This window comes from Pseudomonas multiresinivorans (genome assembly GCF_012971725.1).
In the GTDB taxonomy this organism is placed as follows: Bacteria; Pseudomonadota; Gammaproteobacteria; order Pseudomonadales; family Pseudomonadaceae; genus Pseudomonas; species Pseudomonas multiresinivorans.
The window spans coordinates 5,480,030-5,497,262 of record NZ_CP048833.1 but is presented as its reverse complement, the minus strand read 5'-3'; the positions used below and the strand labels follow the sequence as shown (position 1 = coordinate 5,497,262).

Annotated in this window: 16 protein-coding genes; 6 read left to right on the top strand and 10 right to left on the bottom strand. The window is 64.0% G+C overall.

Going from position 1 to position 17,233, the window contains the following annotated elements; translation table 11 throughout:
* Window positions 1–82: 82 nt before the first annotated feature.
* The 6 genes from G4G71_RS25165 to G4G71_RS25140 all read right to left on the bottom strand — a co-directional run bounded on the left by G4G71_RS25165 (window position 83) and on the right by G4G71_RS25140 (window position 7,105).
* The gene (locus G4G71_RS25165) at window positions 83–889 is read right to left on the bottom strand and encodes an ABC transporter permease (RefSeq protein ID WP_024766933.1); all 807 of its coding nucleotides are present in this window, start codon (window positions 887–889) and stop codon (window positions 83–85) included.
* Entirely contained in the window at window positions 879–1,829 is a 951-nt protein-coding gene (locus G4G71_RS25160; protein WP_420825955.1) for an ABC transporter permease, read from the bottom strand. The genes G4G71_RS25165 and G4G71_RS25160 overlap by 11 nt, the downstream gene beginning before the upstream one ends.
* A 1-nt stretch (window position 1,830) precedes the next feature.
* Window positions 1,831–2,859: an ABC transporter ATP-binding protein gene (locus G4G71_RS25155; protein ID WP_038803388.1), complete on the bottom strand. Its 1,029-nt coding sequence runs from the start codon at window positions 2,857–2,859 to the stop codon at window positions 1,831–1,833.
* 257 nt (window positions 2,860–3,116) lie between these two features.
* Entirely contained in the window at window positions 3,117–4,262 is a 1,146-nt protein-coding gene (ydcS, locus tag G4G71_RS25150; RefSeq protein ID WP_169941060.1) for a putative ABC transporter substrate-binding protein YdcS, read from the bottom strand.
* 129 nt (window positions 4,263–4,391) lie between these two features.
* Complete coding sequence (locus G4G71_RS25145) at window positions 4,392–5,846, bottom strand: gamma-aminobutyraldehyde dehydrogenase (RefSeq protein WP_169941058.1); 1,455 nt, start codon at window positions 5,844–5,846, stop codon at window positions 4,392–4,394.
* A 347-nt stretch (window positions 5,847–6,193) separates the two neighbouring features.
* On the bottom strand, window positions 6,194–7,105 hold the full coding sequence (locus tag G4G71_RS25140; RefSeq protein ID WP_045209919.1) for a LysR family transcriptional regulator: 912 nt from the start codon (window positions 7,103–7,105) through the stop codon (window positions 6,194–6,196).
* Between the two features lie 251 nt (window positions 7,106–7,356).
* On the opposite strand from G4G71_RS25140, the gene G4G71_RS25135 reads away from it, so the two are divergent.
* The 3 genes from G4G71_RS25135 to eco all read left to right on the top strand — a co-directional run bounded on the left by G4G71_RS25135 (window position 7,357) and on the right by eco (window position 9,655).
* Window positions 7,357–8,076 carry a tellurite resistance TerB family protein gene (locus G4G71_RS25135; RefSeq protein ID WP_169941056.1) on the top strand — a complete coding sequence of 240 codons (720 nt, stop codon included), beginning with the start codon at window positions 7,357–7,359 and terminating at the stop codon, window positions 8,074–8,076.
* A gap of 197 nt (window positions 8,077–8,273) precedes the next feature.
* Complete coding sequence (locus G4G71_RS25130; RefSeq protein ID WP_169941054.1) at window positions 8,274–9,062, top strand: tellurite resistance TerB family protein; 789 nt, start codon at window positions 8,274–8,276, stop codon at window positions 9,060–9,062.
* Between the two features lie 110 nt (window positions 9,063–9,172).
* Window positions 9,173–9,655, top strand: a complete 483-nt coding sequence (eco, locus tag G4G71_RS25125; protein ID WP_169941052.1) for a serine protease inhibitor ecotin — start codon at window positions 9,173–9,175, stop codon at window positions 9,653–9,655.
* Between the two features lie 141 nt (window positions 9,656–9,796).
* Here eco and G4G71_RS25120 read toward each other — a convergent pair whose 3' ends face one another.
* The 3 genes from G4G71_RS25120 to G4G71_RS25110 form a co-directional block, all read right to left on the bottom strand.
* Window positions 9,797–10,282 carry a BRO-N domain-containing protein gene (locus G4G71_RS25120; RefSeq protein WP_240964839.1) on the bottom strand — a complete coding sequence of 162 codons (486 nt, stop codon included), beginning with the start codon at window positions 10,280–10,282 and terminating at the stop codon, window positions 9,797–9,799.
* 284 nt (window positions 10,283–10,566) lie between these two features.
* Window positions 10,567–11,463, bottom strand: coding sequence for an AbiTii domain-containing protein (locus tag G4G71_RS25115; protein ID WP_169941050.1), 897 nt, complete (start codon window positions 11,461–11,463; stop codon window positions 10,567–10,569).
* Window positions 11,464–11,650: 187 nt separating this feature from the next.
* Window positions 11,651–12,556 carry a LysR family transcriptional regulator gene (locus tag G4G71_RS25110; protein WP_169941048.1) on the bottom strand — a complete coding sequence of 302 codons (906 nt, stop codon included), beginning with the start codon at window positions 12,554–12,556 and terminating at the stop codon, window positions 11,651–11,653.
* A gap of 138 nt (window positions 12,557–12,694) precedes the next feature.
* On the opposite strand from G4G71_RS25110, the gene G4G71_RS25105 reads away from it, so the two are divergent.
* From G4G71_RS25105 to G4G71_RS25095, 3 genes are all read left to right on the top strand, one after another.
* Entirely contained in the window at window positions 12,695–14,359 is a 1,665-nt protein-coding gene (locus G4G71_RS25105) for a GMC family oxidoreductase (RefSeq protein ID WP_169941046.1), read from the top strand.
* A gap of 232 nt (window positions 14,360–14,591) precedes the next feature.
* Window positions 14,592–16,214, top strand: coding sequence for an MFS transporter (locus G4G71_RS25100; protein ID WP_169941044.1), 1,623 nt, complete (start codon window positions 14,592–14,594; stop codon window positions 16,212–16,214).
* A 133-nt stretch (window positions 16,215–16,347) separates the two neighbouring features.
* Window positions 16,348–16,632: a hypothetical protein gene (locus G4G71_RS25095; protein ID WP_169941042.1), complete on the top strand. Its 285-nt coding sequence runs from the start codon at window positions 16,348–16,350 to the stop codon at window positions 16,630–16,632.
* A 166-nt stretch (window positions 16,633–16,798) separates the two neighbouring features.
* On the opposite strand, the gene G4G71_RS25090 is transcribed toward G4G71_RS25095, so the two are convergent.
* Entirely contained in the window at window positions 16,799–17,188 is a 390-nt protein-coding gene (locus tag G4G71_RS25090; RefSeq protein WP_169941040.1) for a hypothetical protein, read from the bottom strand.
* Window positions 17,189–17,233: the final 45 nt, after the last annotated feature.

The window sequence follows — 17,233 nt, the reverse complement described above, 5'->3', positions numbered from 1 at the left end:
GAAACCGTTGTTTCCTCCTGCTCCGATCCAGTCCCCTCTCCCTTCAGGGAGAGGGTTAGGGAGAGGGCGCATGGCACCCAAATTACTTCCCGCTCCCCGCCACGCCTTCGCCACCCTTGGTCAGGTAGTAGGCGCCGAGGATCGGCAGCATGGTCACGATCATCACCAGCATTGCCACCACGTTGGTCACCGGCACGTCGCGCGGGCGGCCCAGCTGGTTGAGCAGCCAGATCGGCAGGGTGCGTTCGTGGCCGGCGGTGAAGGTGGTGACGATGATCTCGTCGAAGGACAGCGCGAAGGCCAGCATGCCGCCGGCCAGCAGCGCCGAGCCGAGGTTCGGCAGGATCACGTAGCGGAAGGTCTGCCAGCCGTCGGCGCCCAGGTCCATCGAGGCTTCGATGAGGCTGTGGGAGGTGCGGCGGAAGCGCGCGATGACGTTGTTGTAGACGATCACCACGCAGAAGGTGGCGTGGCCGATGACGATGGTCAGGAAGCCCGGCTCGATGCCGAGGGTCTTGAACGCCGACAGCAGCGCGATGCCGGTGATGATGCCGGGCAGGGCGATCGGCAGGATCAGCATCAGCGAGATGCCCTCCTTGCCGAAGAAGTCGCGGCGGTACAGCGCAGCCGCGGCCAGGGTGCCCAGGAGCATGGCGATCAGCGTGGCGACGCTGGCGATCTTCACCGACAGCTCGATGGCTTCGAGCACGTCCTGGCGCGCGAAGGCGACGCTGAACCAGTGCAGGGTGAAGCCCTTGGGCGGGAAGCTGAAGGCCGCGTCCTCGGTGTTGAAGGCGTACAGGAATATGATCAGGATCGGGAAGTGCAGGAACACCAGCCCGCCCCAGGCGGCTGCCTTGAGCCCCCAGGAAGCTTTCTCAGAGTGCATCGAAGGCCCCCAGACGTTTGACGATGGACAGGTACACGGCGATCAGCACGATCGGCACGAGAGTGAAGGCGGCGGCCATCGGCATATTGCCGATCGCGCCCTGCTGGGCGTAGACCATGCTGCCGATGAAGTAGCCGGGCGGGCCCACCAGTTGCGGCACGATGAAGTCGCCCAGGGTCAGGCTGAAAGTGAAGATCGAGCCGGCGGCGATGCCGGGGATCGACAGCGGCAGGATCACCTGGAAGAAGGTCTGCCGCGGGTGCGCGCCGAGGTCCGCCGAGGCCTGCAGCAGCGACGGCGGCAGGCGCTCCAGGGAGGCCTGGATCGGCAGGATCATGAACGGCAGCCAGATGTACACGAACACCAGGAAGCGCCCGAAGCTGGAGGTGGACAGGGTGTTGCCACCGATGCCCGGAATGCCCAGCAGCAGGTTCAGCAGCGGCTCAAGGCCCAGGTGCTGGACGAACCACATCGCCACGCCGCCCTTGGCCAGCAGCAGGGTCCAGGCGTAGGCCTTGACGATGTAGCTGGCCCACATCGGCATCATCACGGCGATGTAGAAGAACGCCTTGGTCTTGCCGGTGGTGTAGCGCGCCATGTAGTAGGCGATGGGGAAGGCCACCGCGCCGCTGGCGATGGACACCGCGACCGCCATCAGCACGGTGCGCTGGATGATGTCGAAGTTGGAGCCGCTCAGCAGCGAGCCGAAGTTGGCCCAGGTCAGGTCCGGCGTCACCGTCATGGTGAAGTCGTCGAAGGTGTAGAAACCCTGCCACAGCAGCGTCAGCAGCGAGCCGAGGTAGATCGCGCCGAACCACAGCAGCGGCGGGATCAGCAGCAGCGAGAGGTACAGCGTCGGCTTGCGGTAGAGCAGGTTGGACAGGCGCCGCAGCGGGCCATTGCTGGCCGTCGGCAGCGCTGCATTCATCGTCAGTTCCATCTCACGCGCCCTCGTTCAGCACCACCATCGCCTCGCGCGCCCAGCGGGCGGTCACGCGCTGGCCCGGCTGGTGGGCGAGGTCGATGTCGGCCCACTGGCTGTTGGCCTGGCTGAGGCAGAGGTTCTGGCCGTTGTCGAGACGGATCTCGTAGCGGGTCGCCGCGCCCTGGTACTGGATGTCGTGCAGCAGGCCGCTGATCTCGATGTCCGAAGTGGCGCGCTCGCCGTTGGCGAAGGTGATGTGCTCCGGGCGGATGGAGAAGGGCTGGGCGTTGCCGGTCAGGCTCTGGGCGATGTCGCCGCGCAGCACGTTGGAGGTGCCGACGAACTCGGCCACGAACGGGGTGGCCGGCTTCATGTAGAGGTTGCGCGGGGTGTCGACCTGCTCGATGCGGCCCTTGTTGAACACGGCCACGCGGTCGGACATGGACAGCGCTTCGCTCTGGTCGTGGGTGACGAAGATGAAGGTGATGCCCAGCTGGCGCTGCAGCTTCTTCAGCTCGCTCTGCATCTGCTCGCGCAGCTTGAGGTCCAGCGCGCCGAGGGGTTCGTCCAGCAGCAGCACGCGCGGGCGATTCACCAGGGCGCGGGCCAGGGCTACGCGCTGGCGCTGGCCACCGGAGAGTTGCACCGGCTTGCGCACGCCGTAGCCGCCCAGGGCGACCATGCCGAGGGCTTCTTCGGCACGCTTCAGGCGCTCGGCCTTGCCGATGCCTTTCACCTTCAGGCCATAGGCGACGTTCTCCAGCACGCTCATGTGCGGGAACAGCGCGTAGTCCTGGAACACCGTGTTGACGTCGCGCTGGTAGGGCGGCAGGCCGGCGGCCTCCTCGCCATGAATGCGGATGGAGCCTGCGCTGGGTTGCTCGAAGCCGGCGATCAGGCGCAGGCAGGTGGTCTTGCCCGAACCCGACGGGCCGAGCATGGAGAAGAACTCGCCGTCCTTGATGTCGATGGACACCCGGTCAACGGCTTTCACCTCGCCGAACTGGCGGGAGACCTGGGTGAATTGAACAGCGGGGGTGGTCATGGTGCACGCTCCAAGGGGCAGGATTCCGGCGTAGGGGAGCCCTGCCCGTGAATCTGAGATACGGGTGAATCGGTACGGATGAAGTTCACGGGTAGGCGATGCGCCGAACAGCTCCCTCTCCCTTCGGAGCGGGGCGCGTAGCCAGGGTTGGGGAGAGGGCGGCCGGGCATCGGAGCCAGCGGTTTCACCCTCTCCCCCAGCCCCTCTCCCTGAAGAGGAGAGGGGAGCCAGTCAGGCGCGGCGGAAAATTCCCTGCCTTAGCGGCCGCCCATGATCCCGATGTAGTCCTGGGTCCAGCGGCTGTACGGGACGAACTTGCCGCCCTCGGCCACCGGGGTCTTCCAGAACGCGATCTTGTCGAACTGGTTGTAGCCGTTGGTAGCGCAGCCTTCGCCGCCCAGCAGGGTGCTGGCCTTGCAGCCTTCCGGCACGGCCGGTACGGAGCCGAACCAGGCGGCCACGTCACCTTGCACCTTGGGCTCCAGCGACCAGTTCAGCCACTTGTAGGCGCAGCTCGGGTGCTGGGCTTCGGCGTGCAGCATGGTGGTGTCGGCCCAGCCGGTGACGCCTTCTTTCGGGAACACAGTGGCAATCGGTTGGCCTTCGGCCTTCAGGGCGTTCGCCTGGTACGGCCAGGCGCTGGAAGCGGCTACGCCTTCGTTCTTGAAGTCGCTCATCTGCACGGTGGTGTCGTGCCAGTAGCGGTGGATCAGGTCATGCTGCTTGCGCAGCAGTTCGACCACGGCGGCGTACTGCTTCTCGTCGAGCTGGTACGGATCGGTGATGCCCAGTTCCGGCTGGGTGGCCTTCAGGTACAGCGCGGCGTCGGCGACGTAGATCGGGCCGTCGTAGGCCTGCACGCGGCCCTTGTTCGGCTTGCCATCGGGCAGGTTCTGCGCGTCGAACACGACTTTCCAGCTGTCCGGCGCGGCGGGGAAGACCTTGGTGTTGTACATCAGCAGGTTCGGGCCCCACTGGTACGGCGCGCCGTAGGTCTTGCCGTTGACGACGTACCAGGCGGCGTCCTTCAGGCGAGGGTCGATGTTCTTCCAGTTGGGGATCAGCGACGGATCGATCGGCTGCACGCGCTTGCCGTAGATCAGGCGCAGGGAGGCGTCGCCCGACGCGGTGACCAGGTCGTAGCCGCCCTTGGCCATCAGGCTGACCATCTCGTCGGAGGTGGCGGCGGTCTTCACGTTGACCTGGCAGCCGGTGTCCTTCTCGAACTGGGTGACCCAGTCGTAGTTCTTGTCGGACTGGCCGCGCTCGATGTAGCCGGGCCAGGCGATGATGTCCAGGCGGCCTTCGCCTTTGCCGACTTCCTTCAGGGCCTCGGCGGCCTGGACGCCGGCGCTGGCCAGCAGGGCGGTGGTGATGGCACTGAGCAGTGCGGTCTTGCGCATCGGGTGTCTCCCTCTCGTTGTTGTCTCTATTGGTGGGGCAGTTCAATCGAGCAACGTCCCTCTGTACGGGCGGGCGCGCCGATCCGTCGGGGACTTTCTTGTGTGCCGGCGGGTGGCCCGCCGGATGATTCAATCCAGTTGCTGGCCGTGGCGCGCCATGATGTGGCGCACCACGCTGTAGTCCTGCAGCGAGTCGCTGGACAGGTCCTTGCCGTAACCCGAGCGCTTGAGCCCGCCGTGGGGCATTTCGCTGGCGAGCATGAAGTGGGTGTTGATCCAGGTGCAGCCGTACTGCAGGCGGTTGGCGATCTGGAAGGCCTTGTCCAGGTTCTGCGTCCACACCGAGGAGGCCAGGCCGTATTCGGAGTCGTTGGCCCAGTCCACCGCCTGTTCCAGCTGGTCGAAGCGGGTCACGGTGACGACCGGGCCGAACACTTCGCGCTGGACGATCTCGTCCTGCTGCTTGCAGCCGGCCAGCAGGGTCGGCTGGTAGTAGAAGCCGGGGCCCGAGTGCACGGCGGCGCCGGTGACGCGCTCGATGTGCGGCTGGCCGAGGGCGCGCTCGACGAAGCTGGCCACGCGGTCGCGCTGGCGCGCGCTGATCAGCGGGCTGATCTCGTTGTCGGCGTCGCGCTTGCGGGCGAAGCGGATGCTCGCCACGGCGTCGCCCAGTTCGGCGACGAGGCGGTCATGGATGCCAGCCTGCGCATAGATGCGGCAGGCGGCGGTGCAGTCCTGGCCAGCGTTGTAGTAGCCGTGGGTGCGCACGCCCTGGACCACGGCTTCGAGGTCGGCGTCGTTGCAGACGATCACCGGCGCCTTGCCGCCCAGCTCCAGGTGGGTGCGTTTGAGCGTGCGCGAGGCGGCCTGGAGAATCTTCTGCCCAGTGACGATGTCGCCGGTGAGCGAGACCATGCGCACCTTCGGGTGGCTGACCAGATGGCTGCCGACGCCTTCGCCGCCGCCGCAGACGATATTGATCACACCGGCGGGGAGGATTTCCGCCAGCGCTGGCGCCAGCGCCAGGATGCTCAGCGGGGTGTGTTCGGACGGCTTGAACACCAGCGTGTTGCCGGCGGCCAGCGCTGGGGCGATCTTCCACGCCGCCATCATCAGCGGGTAGTTCCACGGCGCAATCGAAGCGACCACGCCCACCGGATCGCGGCGCACCATGCTGGTGTGGCCGGGCACGTATTCGCCGGCGAGCTGGCCCTGCTGGCAGCGCACGGCGCCAGCGAAGAAGCGGAACACATCGGCGGTGGCGGGGATGTCGTCCTGGCGCGCGAGATGCAGCGGCTTGCCGCAGTTCAGCGATTCCAGCTGGGCGAGATCATTGGCGCGTTTGTCGATGGCATCGGCGATGGCCAGCAGCGCGGCGGAACGTTGCGCGGGGGTAGTGCGGGCCCAGGCGGGGAAGGCGCGGTGCGCAGCGGCGATAGCTTGCTCGACCTGATCGATGGAGCCGTCGGCGATGCTGATAAGGGTCTCGCCGGTGGTCGGGTTGATGATCGGTTCGGCCATGCCTTCGCCGGCGACCAATTGGCCGTCGATCAGCAAGGCGGTATGCAGGGTTGCGCCGGTCATCCTGGAAGCTCGTCTTTTATCTGTCTTGTTTTCGGGGGCCATGTGCGTGCTCCGGTGTAGGGGCGGTGCCCGGAACTTGGCCCTTTGGTATGGGACGAGAGACTAGAGTCCGGACGTGGGGTCTACAAATTCTAATTACTGAAAGCGCCGTTCGATTAAATCGAACGCTGTAAGCCTCTAGATCGAAAGGCGTTTTGTGTGGAATGACGCTCAGGTGGCTGCCAATCCGTAGGGCGGATAACGCTGCAAGCGTTATCCGCCGTCCATCTCCTTCCGGTCCATTCGGCGGATAACCGCGAGCGGTTATTCGCCCTACGTTGGCCCGGCGTGTTTGTGTAATCCGGACCTCAGATCGACAGGCGTTTGGCGTTGGGCTGCTCGCGGGCGACGGTGAGGAACGGGTCTACCAGTGCCGGTCGCGCAGTGCCGCGACGCCAGGCCAGGCCGACGTCCAACGGTTCGGAAAGGTCCACCAGCGGCCGCGCCTCGATGATGTCGCCTTCCAGCGACCAGGGGCGGTAGGTCATGTCCGGCTGGATCGACAGGCCCAGGCCCGCCGCCACCAGGCTTCGCACGGCTTCCACCGAGGCGGTGCGCAGCGTCACCTGCGGCACCAGCCCGGCGCGCGACCAGATGCGCTGGGTGTGCAGGCCCATCTCGTCAGCGTTCAGCTGGATCAATGGCTCGCCGGCCACATCGGCCAGGCCGATGCTGTCGCGTTCCAGCAGCGGGTGCTGCGCCGGCAGCCACAGGCGGTGCGGCGAGTGGGTGAGCACCTCGGTCTGCAGGGCGTGGCGGTCTTCCAGGTTGGAGAGGATCAGCACGCCGACGTCGATCTCGCCGCTTACCAGCAGGTGCTCGATGTACGGGCGCTCGTCCTCTACCACGCGGGTCTTCACGTTGGGGAAGGCGCGCTGGAAGCGGTTGATCAGGTCGGCCAGGTAGTAGCCGGCCACCAGGCTGGTCACCCCGATGGTCAGGCTGCCGGCCACCTGGTCGGTGCTCTGTTGCAGGCTGCGCTTGGCGTTCTCCACGGTGGCCAGGATCAGGTGCGCCTGGCGCAGGAACTGGTGGCCCTGGTGGGTCAGGGTCATGCCCTTGGCGTGGCGGTCGAACAGGCGTACGCCGATCTCTTCTTCCAGCTGCTGGATGGCGAGGGTCAGGGTCGACTGGGAAATGAACACCGCCTGGGCGGCGGCGGAGATCGAGCCGGTCTCGGCGACGGCGATGAAGTGGCGGATCTGGCGGAGGGTCATCATGGGCGATTGGCCGCTGGCGCGCGGAGTCGCGATCTAGAGCCTTGTCTAGCCGGTCTCGGCACATTTCATTGTTGATTATCGAAAATCTATAGGAGCATTCTTTTTAATCGAATGAAAGCGGCCTATTTGCCCTGCGGACCCGCCGGCAAAGGTCCGCAATATCCGGAAGCACTCTGCAACTCCGCTCTGACAAGGCTGCGAGCTAGAGTCGGAGGCCTGACTTTTCGTACCGATAACTAGTGGAGATCGCCATGAACACACGTGGCCTGCTCGACCAACTGCTCAAGTCCGGGCAGGAACTGATGCAGAACAAGGGCCTGACCCAGCAGGGCGGCGGCCAAGCCGCACAGGGCAGCAGCAAGGGTGGCCTGGACCTGGGCAGCCTGCTGTCCGGCGCCGGTGGTGGCGCCCTGGCAGCCGGTGCGCTCGGCCTGCTGATGGGCAGCAAGAAGGCGCGCAAGGTAGGCGGCAAGGTCGTCGCCTACGGTGGCCTCGCGGCGCTGGGCGTGCTGGCCTACAAGGCCTACGGCAACTGGCAGCAGAAGCAGGCCAGCGCCCCGCGCGGCGAGCCGCAGACCGTCGACCGCCTGCCGCCGGCACAGGCCGAGCAGCACAGCCATGCCATCCTGCGGGCCATAGTCGCAGCGGCCAAGGCCGACGGACATATCGATGATCGCGAACGCCAGCTGATCGATGGCGAGATCGCCAAGCTCACCGGTGACCTCGAGCTGCAGGGCTGGCTCGACCGTGAACTGGCCAAGCCGCTGGACCCGGCCGAGGTCGCTCGCGCCGCCACCAGCGAGGAAATGGCTGCCGAGATGTACCTGGCCAGCCTGCTGATGGTCGACGAGACCAACTTCATGGAACGTGCCTACCTCGACGAACTGGCGCGCCAGCTGAGCCTCGATGCCGGCCTCAAGGTCGAGCTGGAAGCCCAGGCGCAGAAGGCGCTGGATGCGGTGCCCGCCTGAGCGGCGTGACCTTCCTCGCAAGCGCTGGATAAAGGGCGCGACTGCGCCGCTTCGCCTGGCACCCGATGGTGCCGGGCATCAGTCTCCGTCGCCGGGCGTCCCGACCATTCCGGGCCGGCTGGCGGACGGCGCTGGCGCATCGGTGTGGCGGGACTATCGTTGCCCAACGCACACCGCGCGATGGCGAGGGACTGGTCATGAACACAACCGATCTACTGGAACAACTGCTGCGGGCCGGACAGGGCTCGGCGGCGCAACAGCAACAGGGCGGCGCCGGTGGCGCGGACCCGCTCGGTGGCCTGGGTGGCCTGCTCGGCGGGTTGCTGGGCGGCGGCGGAGGCGGCGGTCTGGGTTCGATTCTCGGCGGTGGTAGCGCGGGCGGCTCCGGCGGTGGTGGTCTGGGCGGCCTGGGTGGTGTGCTGGGCAGCATGCTCGGTGGCGGCGCCAGTTCCGGCGGCGCTCCCCAGGGGCGTTCCACGGGCGGCGGCGTCAACTACGCCATGCTCGCCTCGCTGGGCATGATGGCTTACCAGGCCTATCAGAACTGGCAGCGCCAGCAGAATTCCAATCCCTCGCAGCAGCAATCGCTGACCACCGTCGACCAGCTCGATGGCCCCGAGGCCGAAGCCCACAGCCACGCGATACTCACTGCCATGCTCGCGGCTGCCAAGGCGGACGGCCGTATCGATGAGCGCGAGCAGGCCGCCATCCAGGCCGAGTTGCAGCGCCATGCCGGCGAGCCACAGTTGCAAGCGTGGATTGACGCCGAGATGCGCAAGCCGCTGGATGCCGCCGATGTAGCCGGGGCCGCTCAAGATGACCCCGCGGTGGCCGCGGAGATGTACCTGGTCAGCGTAATGCTGGTGGACGACCAGCAGGACGCCGAGCGCACCTACCTCGATGAACTGGCCTACAACCTCAACCTCGCCCCGGAACTCCAGGCGCACCTGGAACAGCAGGCGAAGGCCGGTGGCGAAGTAGCTTGATACAACTCAGGGCACGACCGTAGGAGCATTCGTACAATCTGACGGTCAGAGAGGCTCGGACGAACGCACCCTCGCGGCGCGTTCGTTCCTCAATTCTGCAAGGAGGCTTCATGCCATTCGCTCGTTTCACCCTGCCCGCCGCGCTGTTGCTCAGCGCTACTGCCACCCTGGCCAACGCCGCCAAACTGGAAGACGTCGCGCCCTATCCCAAGGCCGAGGACGGCTTCGTCCGCCAGGTCATCCACCTGCCCAAGCAGGCCCATGAAGAGAACTTCAAGGTCGAGATCCTCGCCGGCAAGACGCTGACCGTCGACTGCAATCGCCAGCGCCTGGGCGGCACCCTGGAAGAGAAGACCCTGGAAGGCTGGGGCTACTCCTACTACCGCCTGGACAAGGTCAGCGGCCCGGCCAGCACCCTGATGGCCTGTCCGGATGGCAAGAAGCACGAGGCCTTCGTGCCCGTGATCGGTGACGGCTTCGTGCTGCGCTACAACAGCAAGCTGCCCATCGTGGTCTACGCGCCGAAGGACGTCGAAGTGCGTTACCGCCTCTGGACCGCTTCCGACAAGGTCGATCACGCCCGCGCGGAGTAACGCCGCCGCTCTTGCTCTTGTGGGAGCGAGCTTGCTCGCGAACCGTCCCAGCACAGGTGTCGCCGGAAAGCCGTTCGCGAGCAAGCTCGCTCCTACATGAATGGCAACGCCCCGCAGCTAGCAGCCGCGGGGCGCTCCGCCTCAACCCAGGCTCAACGCCTGCGGCAACTCCGGCAACGGCACCCACACCTGACCCTGCCAATCCAGCACGCTCAACTGCTGGCGCTCCCAGCGCAGCAGGCGCCGGCGCGGCTGTTCATCTGGCGTCTGCTCATCCGCCCGCAGGCTGGGGACCACGGTCTGGGTGATCCACTGACGAATGCAGCGGTTTTCCGGGTGGTAGAAGTAGATCAGCGAGGCGTACAGGCCGGATTCGCTGATCAATTCCAGCTCCTCGGCCAGCCCGTGGTCGTTGAGGATCATCCGGCGGCACACCTGATCTGCATCGAGGTTGTTGCCGACGCGCTCTTCCAGAAAGGCCTGCATCAGCTTCGCCAGGTCGTGCACGACGAACCATGGCTGACCTTCGATCAGCAGGGCGCGGAGGCGGCGTTTGTGGCGGTAGAAGGTGGTGGGGATGAATTGTGCTGCGGGCTGCGCGGTGGCAGTGAAAGCTTCCATGGACATAGTGATTTCCTGTGAGATTGTTCAAAGCACCCCCTTTGTTCAGAAGGGGGTGACCGGGTACTTGAACACCGCTCACAGACGGCCCGCAGATTTCCCCTTTCGGGTTTTGTATAGCTGCGCGCTACCCGGCCATAGCAAAGGCTATAGCCGCCTAGTGCACATGCTTTCGGGCATGCGTCGTACCGCTGTGAGAGGGTGTGTTCAGCACCGGGGCGGAATCTAGTCCCTTAAGAAAAGCAGGTCAACTGCGAATCGGGCTACAGGGAGCGCTGAATCTCTATGTTTTAGGGCACCATTGCAGCTAATGCGGGAAGAAAAGGTGCCACTACAGGGCCAAATACCTGCATGTGATCCGAGAGAGTCGAAATGAAATTTTTATAATGATCCTTAAAAGCTTTGCTACCTTGATTTGAACGCATTTCTTCTACTGATGATGTGAGCTTTTCTATGATGGCTCTGTTTTCTTGCGACTTGTGGAGTGTACTCAGAAGTTCCTCGAATAATTTTTCATTTTCAGAGCTTCTTGTTGCTGTTTGGTTAGCGTGATGATTGCCTGCTGCAAGATTTTGAACGTCGCCAGTGATGTATGTGTTGAAAATTTGATTTACTTTTTCTTGAGGCACCGGGTTTGAGTTTGCTTGAGCTTCACCAGCATCAGGGTATTCGGATTCAATTTCTAGGACGAAATTTAATACTCTGTTTCTGACTGCGTCTAATGCAGCGACCACTGTGGCGACAGGGATAATTTTCCACGCTTGCATGCAGTTCATGTTTTCGTAGAATTTTTCACCTAGGTACGCCACAAGGTCCGGATTCCAAGGCTCGGAAAGTGTTCCGGAATTTGAATCCTCTACTAAGGACTCCAGTGCTGCAACTGGCTGCGTGAAATAGGAATAGGAAAGCTTTTTGTGGAATTTTTCATCAATGCAGAAGAGCGGGATGTCTGCATTTTTCAAACCTGATCCGAAAGGTCCAGAAAAGTGCCCTTTGGAATTTACTTTTATTATTCTATATTCAGGTAGTTCGTTGGCGTCTCTATATCCATTAAGCTCGCTTTCCACCCAGTTTTTGAATTCATTGTTGCCTAACCTGGCAGAAAGGACCTTGCACTTTCTAAGTAGGGTGGCAAGGCTGGTATTGGCATCTATTGCTGCATTTTGAATTTCTCTTAAAAGTGACATTTTGTTTCCTTATATTTTCTCTATTAAAAGTCTTAGAGGTGCCCTTTGTTAGAAGTGGTATTTTAGCTCTTTTCTTGTGCTCAGTCAGATACGTAAGGCGCGTAACGATTCAAGCACGTAGGGCGCATAACGCCCCAAACGTTATCCGCCATCTTATCGGCGGATAAAGCGTTTCGCTTTATGCGCCCTACGTGGGTGTTCCGATTTCCCCTCTCACCAGAATCCCCTGCTCCCGCCCACAGACTTCCACCAGAAAATCCCACACCAACCTCAACCGCACCGACCGGTGCAACTCCCGCCGCGTACACATCCAGTATTCCCGTTCGATGAACTCCTCCGGCAGTACCGGCACCAGCCGCGGGTCGTGCAGGCCCATGTACTGCGGAAGGATGGCGATGCCGATGCCCGCCTGGGCGGCTTGTTGCTGGGCGACCACGCTGGTGCTGCGGAAGACCACCTGCGGGTGGCGGCAGAAGCTGTGGTGGAACAGCAGTTCCTGGCTGAACAGCAGGTCGTCGACGTAGCCGATCCACGGGTGCTTGCACAGGTCGTCACGGTCGCGCAGGGGCGGGGCGTTTTCCAGGTAGGCGGGGCTGGCGAACAGGCTCAGGCGGTAGCGGGTGAGCAGGCGGCTGATGAGCAGGTCGGCACTGGGGCGTTCCAGGGTGATGGCGATATCCGCCTCGCGGTTGGTGATGCTGACGAAGCGAGGCACCGATACCAGTTCCACCTCCAGCCCAGGATAGCGCTGCATCAGTTCGCCCATGCGCGGGGCAAGGAACATGGTGCCCAGGCCTTCGGTGACGCCGATGCGGATCTGCCCCAACGGCGAGATGGCCTGGCTCATTTCCTCCTGGGCGAGGAGGGCGGTGTTCTCCATGGCCTCGGCGTGCTTGAGCAGCGCCTGGCCGGCCGGGGTGAGCTGGTAGCCGCCGGTGTGCTGGGCGAACAGCTGGGTGCCGAGGTCGCGCTCGATGCTCTCGATATGCCGCGCCACGGTGGCGTGGGTGGTGCCCAGGCGCTTGGCGGTGGTCAGCAGGCGGCCGCTGCGGTGCAGCTCGAGGAAGTAGCGCAGGTCATTCCAGTCGAACATGGGCGGCTCTCGTTGGCAGAAGGCGCACTGTTAGAAAACGCACAGCAGGTGACTCGAAACGACTGTTCTTTTATCACGAACGAACGACTAGGCTCAGTCGTCATACCCAAAAGAACAAGAAACGACGAGGTACTTTCCATGCCGCAGGCACTGGATGCTTATGACTACCTGATCGTCGGCGCGGGCCCCGCTGGCTGCCTTTTGGCCAATCGCCTGTCCGCCGACCCTGCCAACCGCGTGCTGCTGCTCGAAGCTGGCGGCCCGGACAACTATCCCTGGATCCACATCCCCGTCGGCTACCTCTATTGCATCGGCAACCCGCGCACCGACTGGTGTTTCGACACCGAAAAGGTGCCGGGCCTGAATGGCCGCGCCATCAAGTACCCGCGCGGGCGCACGTTGGGCGGCTGTTCCTCGATCAACGGCATGATCTACATGCGCGGCCAGGCGCTGGACTATGACGGCTGGGCTGCCGAGGGAAACCCTGGCTGGGGCTGGAACGACCTGCTGCCGCTATTCATGAGAATGGAGGACCACTTCGGCGGATCGAGCGAACTGCACGGCTCCGGCGGCGAATGGCGGGTGGAGAGGCAGCGCCTGTCGTGGGCGATTCTCGATGCCTTCCGTGAGGCGGCGGCGCAGGCGGGCATCCCGTCCGTGGAAGACTTCAACGGCGGCGACAACGAAGGCTGCGGCTATTTCCAGGTGAACCAGCGTTCCGGCGTGCGCTGGAATGCGTCGAAGGCCTTCCTGCGGCCCATCGCCAATCGCGCCAATCTCACTGTGCTGACCAACGTCGAGGCCCACCGCGTGCTGCTGGAAAACGGTCGCGCGGTTGGCCTGGAAGTGAACTGGCAGGGTGCTCGCCGTGAACTGCGGGCCCGGCGCGAGGTGATCCTCTGCGCCGGGGCGATCAATACGCCGGTGTTGCTGCAACGCTCCGGCATCGGCCCGCGTGATCTGCTGGAGAAGCACGGAATCGGCTTGCGCCATGAGCTTTCCGGGGTGGGCGGCAACCTGCAGGATCACCTGCAACTGCGCCTGATCTACCGCATGAACGGCGCGCCTTCGCTGAACCAGATTGCCTCCACGCTGTGGGGCAAGATGGGCATGGGCCTGGAGTACCTGTTCAAGCGCAGCGGGCCTCTGTCCATGGCGCCGAGCCAGTTGGGTGCGTTCGCCAAGTCCGACCCGAGCCAGCGTTCGGCCAACCTCGAATACCACGTGCAGCCGCTGTCGCTGGAGCGTTTCGGCGAGCCGCTGCACAGCTTCCCGGCGTTCACCGCCTCGGTGTGCGACCTACGCCCGTTGAGCCGTGGAACGGTGACGCTGCGCTCGCTCGACCCGCGGGACAAACCGGTGATCCAGCCCAATTACCTGAGCCACCCGCAGGACCTGCGCGTAGCCGCCGATGCCATCCGCCTGACCCGGCGTATCGCCGCCGCACCCGCGCTGGCGCGTTTCAACCCGGTGGAGTTCAAGCCCGGCCCGGATTACCAGACCGAGGAAGACCTGCACCGCGCCGCCGCCGAGATCGGCACCACCATCTTCCACCCGGCCGGAACCTGCCGCATGGGGCAGGGCGAGGGCGCGGTGGTCGACAGCCAGTTGCGTGTGCACGGCATTCCCGGCCTGCGCATTGCCGACGCCTCGATCATGCCTAGCCTGACTTCCGGCAACAGTTGTTCGCCGGTGCTGGTGATCGCGGAAAAGGCCGCGCAGATGATTTTGAGCGAACCCGCGCGCGGCGCGGAGGTCATCCCTTCCAGTGGGCGCGCACAGGAGGAAGCTCCGGTGGCGTGACGGCGTGCGGCCGAAAGCTGCACGGTTTGTAGGATGGGTGGAGCGGAGCGATACCCATGCGGAAGCTGCGCAGTCATCGATGGGTATCGCTTCGCTCCACGCCATCCTACGTATTTGTTGTACAGAGTCGCTCCTACGAAGAGCTGAAAAAACCGGTATCGCGCGGTGTGAAAACCGCGGCAGTCGAGGCTGACAAAAACAAGAGCCCCCAGAAGGGGCAGGAGAGCCCGTAATGACCGATGTAGCACAGCCCAGCTCCTATGAGCGTCCCGCGACTACGCGTCGCGACGAGCGCAAGGTGATCTTCGCCTCGTCGCTCGGCACGGTGTTCGAGTGGTACGACTTCTTCCTCTACGGCTCGCTGGCGGCGATCATCGCCAAGCACTTCTTCGCCGGGGTCAACGACACCACCGCCTTTATCTTCGCCCTGCTGGCGTTCGCCGCCGGCTTCCTCGTCCGCCCCTTCGGCGCGCTGGTATTCGGTCGCCTGGGCGACATGATCGGGCGCAAGTACACCTTCCTCGTCACCATCCTGCTGATGGGCCTGTCGACCTTCGCCGTCGGCCTGCTGCCGGCCTACGCCACCATCGGCGTGGCGGCACCGGTCATCCTCATCGTGTTGCGCCTGTTGCAGGGCCTGGCGTTGGGCGGTGAGTACGGCGGCGCGGCGATCTACGTGGCCGAGCACGCGCCGGACCACAAGCGTGGCGCCTATACCAGCTGGATCCAGTGCACCGCCACCGGCGGGCTGCTGCTGTCGCTGGTGGTGATCTGGGGTTGCCGCCAGCTCACCGGGCCGGAGTTCGAAACCTGGGGCTGGCGCCTGCCGTTCCTGATTTCCATCGTGCTGCTGGGCATCTCCACCTGGATTCGCCTGTCCATGCACGAGTCGCCGGCGTTCCTGAAGATGAAGGCCGAAGGCAAGGTGAGCAAATCGCCGCTCAAGGAGTCCTTCACTAACTGGAGCAACCTGAAGATCGTCCTGATCGCGTTGTTCAGCATCAACGCCGGGCAGGCGGTGACCTTCTACGCGGCGCAGTTCTACGTGATGTTCTTCCTCACCCAGGTGCTGAAGGTCGACCCAGCGCTGTCCAATGGAATGCTGATCGTCGCACTGGTGATCGGTGCGCCGCTGTTCGTGATCATGGGCTGGCTGTCGGACAAGGTCGGGCGCAAGCCGGTGCTGATCACCGGGTTGCTGCTGGCCACGGTGCTGTACTTCCCGCTGTTCAAGGCGCTGACCCACTACGCCAACCCGCAGATCGACGCGGCCTCGCGCCAGGCGCCGGTCACGGTGATGGCGGACCCGGCTACCTGCACCTTCCAGTTCGATCCGGTGGGCAAGGCCAAGTTCGACAGCGCCTGCGACAAGGCCAAGACCCTGCTGGTGAAAGGCGGCGTGCCCTACAGCACGGTGGCCGCGCCGGCTGGCAGCGAGTTGGTGGTGACGGTCGGCGAGAAGCGCATCGAAGGCTTCGACGCCGCCGCGCTGGGCGCTGCCGTGAAGGATGCCGGTTACCCGACCGTGGCTGATTCCTCGCTGGTGAACCGGCCGATGGTGGTGGCGATCATCGTCGCGCTGATCTTTATCGCCACCTGCTGCTATGGCCCTCTGGCGGCGCTGATGGTCGAGCTGTTCCCGACGCGCATCCGCTATACCTCGCTGTCGCTGCCGTACCACATCGGCAACGGCTGGTTCGGCGGGCTGCTGCCGACCATCTCGTTCGCGCTGGTGGTGTACACCGGGAACATCTTCTACGGCCTGTGGTACCCGGTGCTGATTACAGCGATGAGCCTGGTGTGCTCGCTGCTGTTCCTGCGGGAGACCAAGGACAACGACATCCACGCCGATTGAGCGGCGCTTGAAGTGAGCCAGGCTCGCGCAATGCGGGCCTTGTTCATGGCGCGGAGGTATCGCGGCGACACGGTGTCGCTTACCCTATGCCGACTTGGCCCGCGCAGCGGGCCATTCGTATTGGAGTTCGAGCATGAGTCAAGAGATCGCCACCGTTACCGTCAGCGCCGAGCACTGGGGCCGCGAGGCCGAAGCAGTGGATAACGCCCGCGTCGCCATCAGCCTCAGCGCTCCCGAAGAGGGCGTGATCGAGGTGCGTTTCAAGGGCCAGCTGGATGCCCCGGAAGAGCCGACCCACGTCTGCGTGACGCTGGATAACGGGTTGTCCTATTACGGCGAGATCCAGGGCGGCGAGGCGAATGAAGAGGGCGGCTGGCTGCGCTTCGAAGGCGAGCTGATCGATCTGGAAGGCTTCTGAATCAGAGTTCGTAGGATGGCGTAGGAGCGGACTTCGTCCGCGATGTCTCGCGCGGCGGACTGGAGCCTTGCAGGAAGGCCCGGCGTCTGGTGCCGAGCCCCCACAAAAAAACCGTCCAATAAAAAACCGGCCACCAGGGCCGGTTTTTCATTGCCTGTGGATAACCTCACTGTTGCGGGAACATCCCCTCGATGCGCTTGGCGAAGGCATTGGCCAGCGGGCCATCGGCGAGCAGCAGCAGGTAGTCGTGCTCGGACTTGGCCGCCGGGGCGATCTGGTACTTCAGGGTGCCTGAAGCAACCTGGCCGACCACCGGTACGGTCAGGGTGCCGACGCATTCCAGTACGCCGCTGTCCGGGTCCTTGTCGATGATTGCCACGTCCTTCAGTTCGGCCTTGCTCAGCGCATCGGACTGGGCGGAAAGCGCGCCGGAGAGGAAGACCTTCACCAGCTGGTTCTTCACGTCGTCCGAGCCGCAGACCTTCGCCTCGTTACCCCCGCAGGCGCTCAACAGCGCGGCGGCGGCCAGCACGGCCGAGAATTTCAACAGTTTCATCTATCCACCCTGTGGCGTTCCATGATGGCCATTGGATAGGAAATT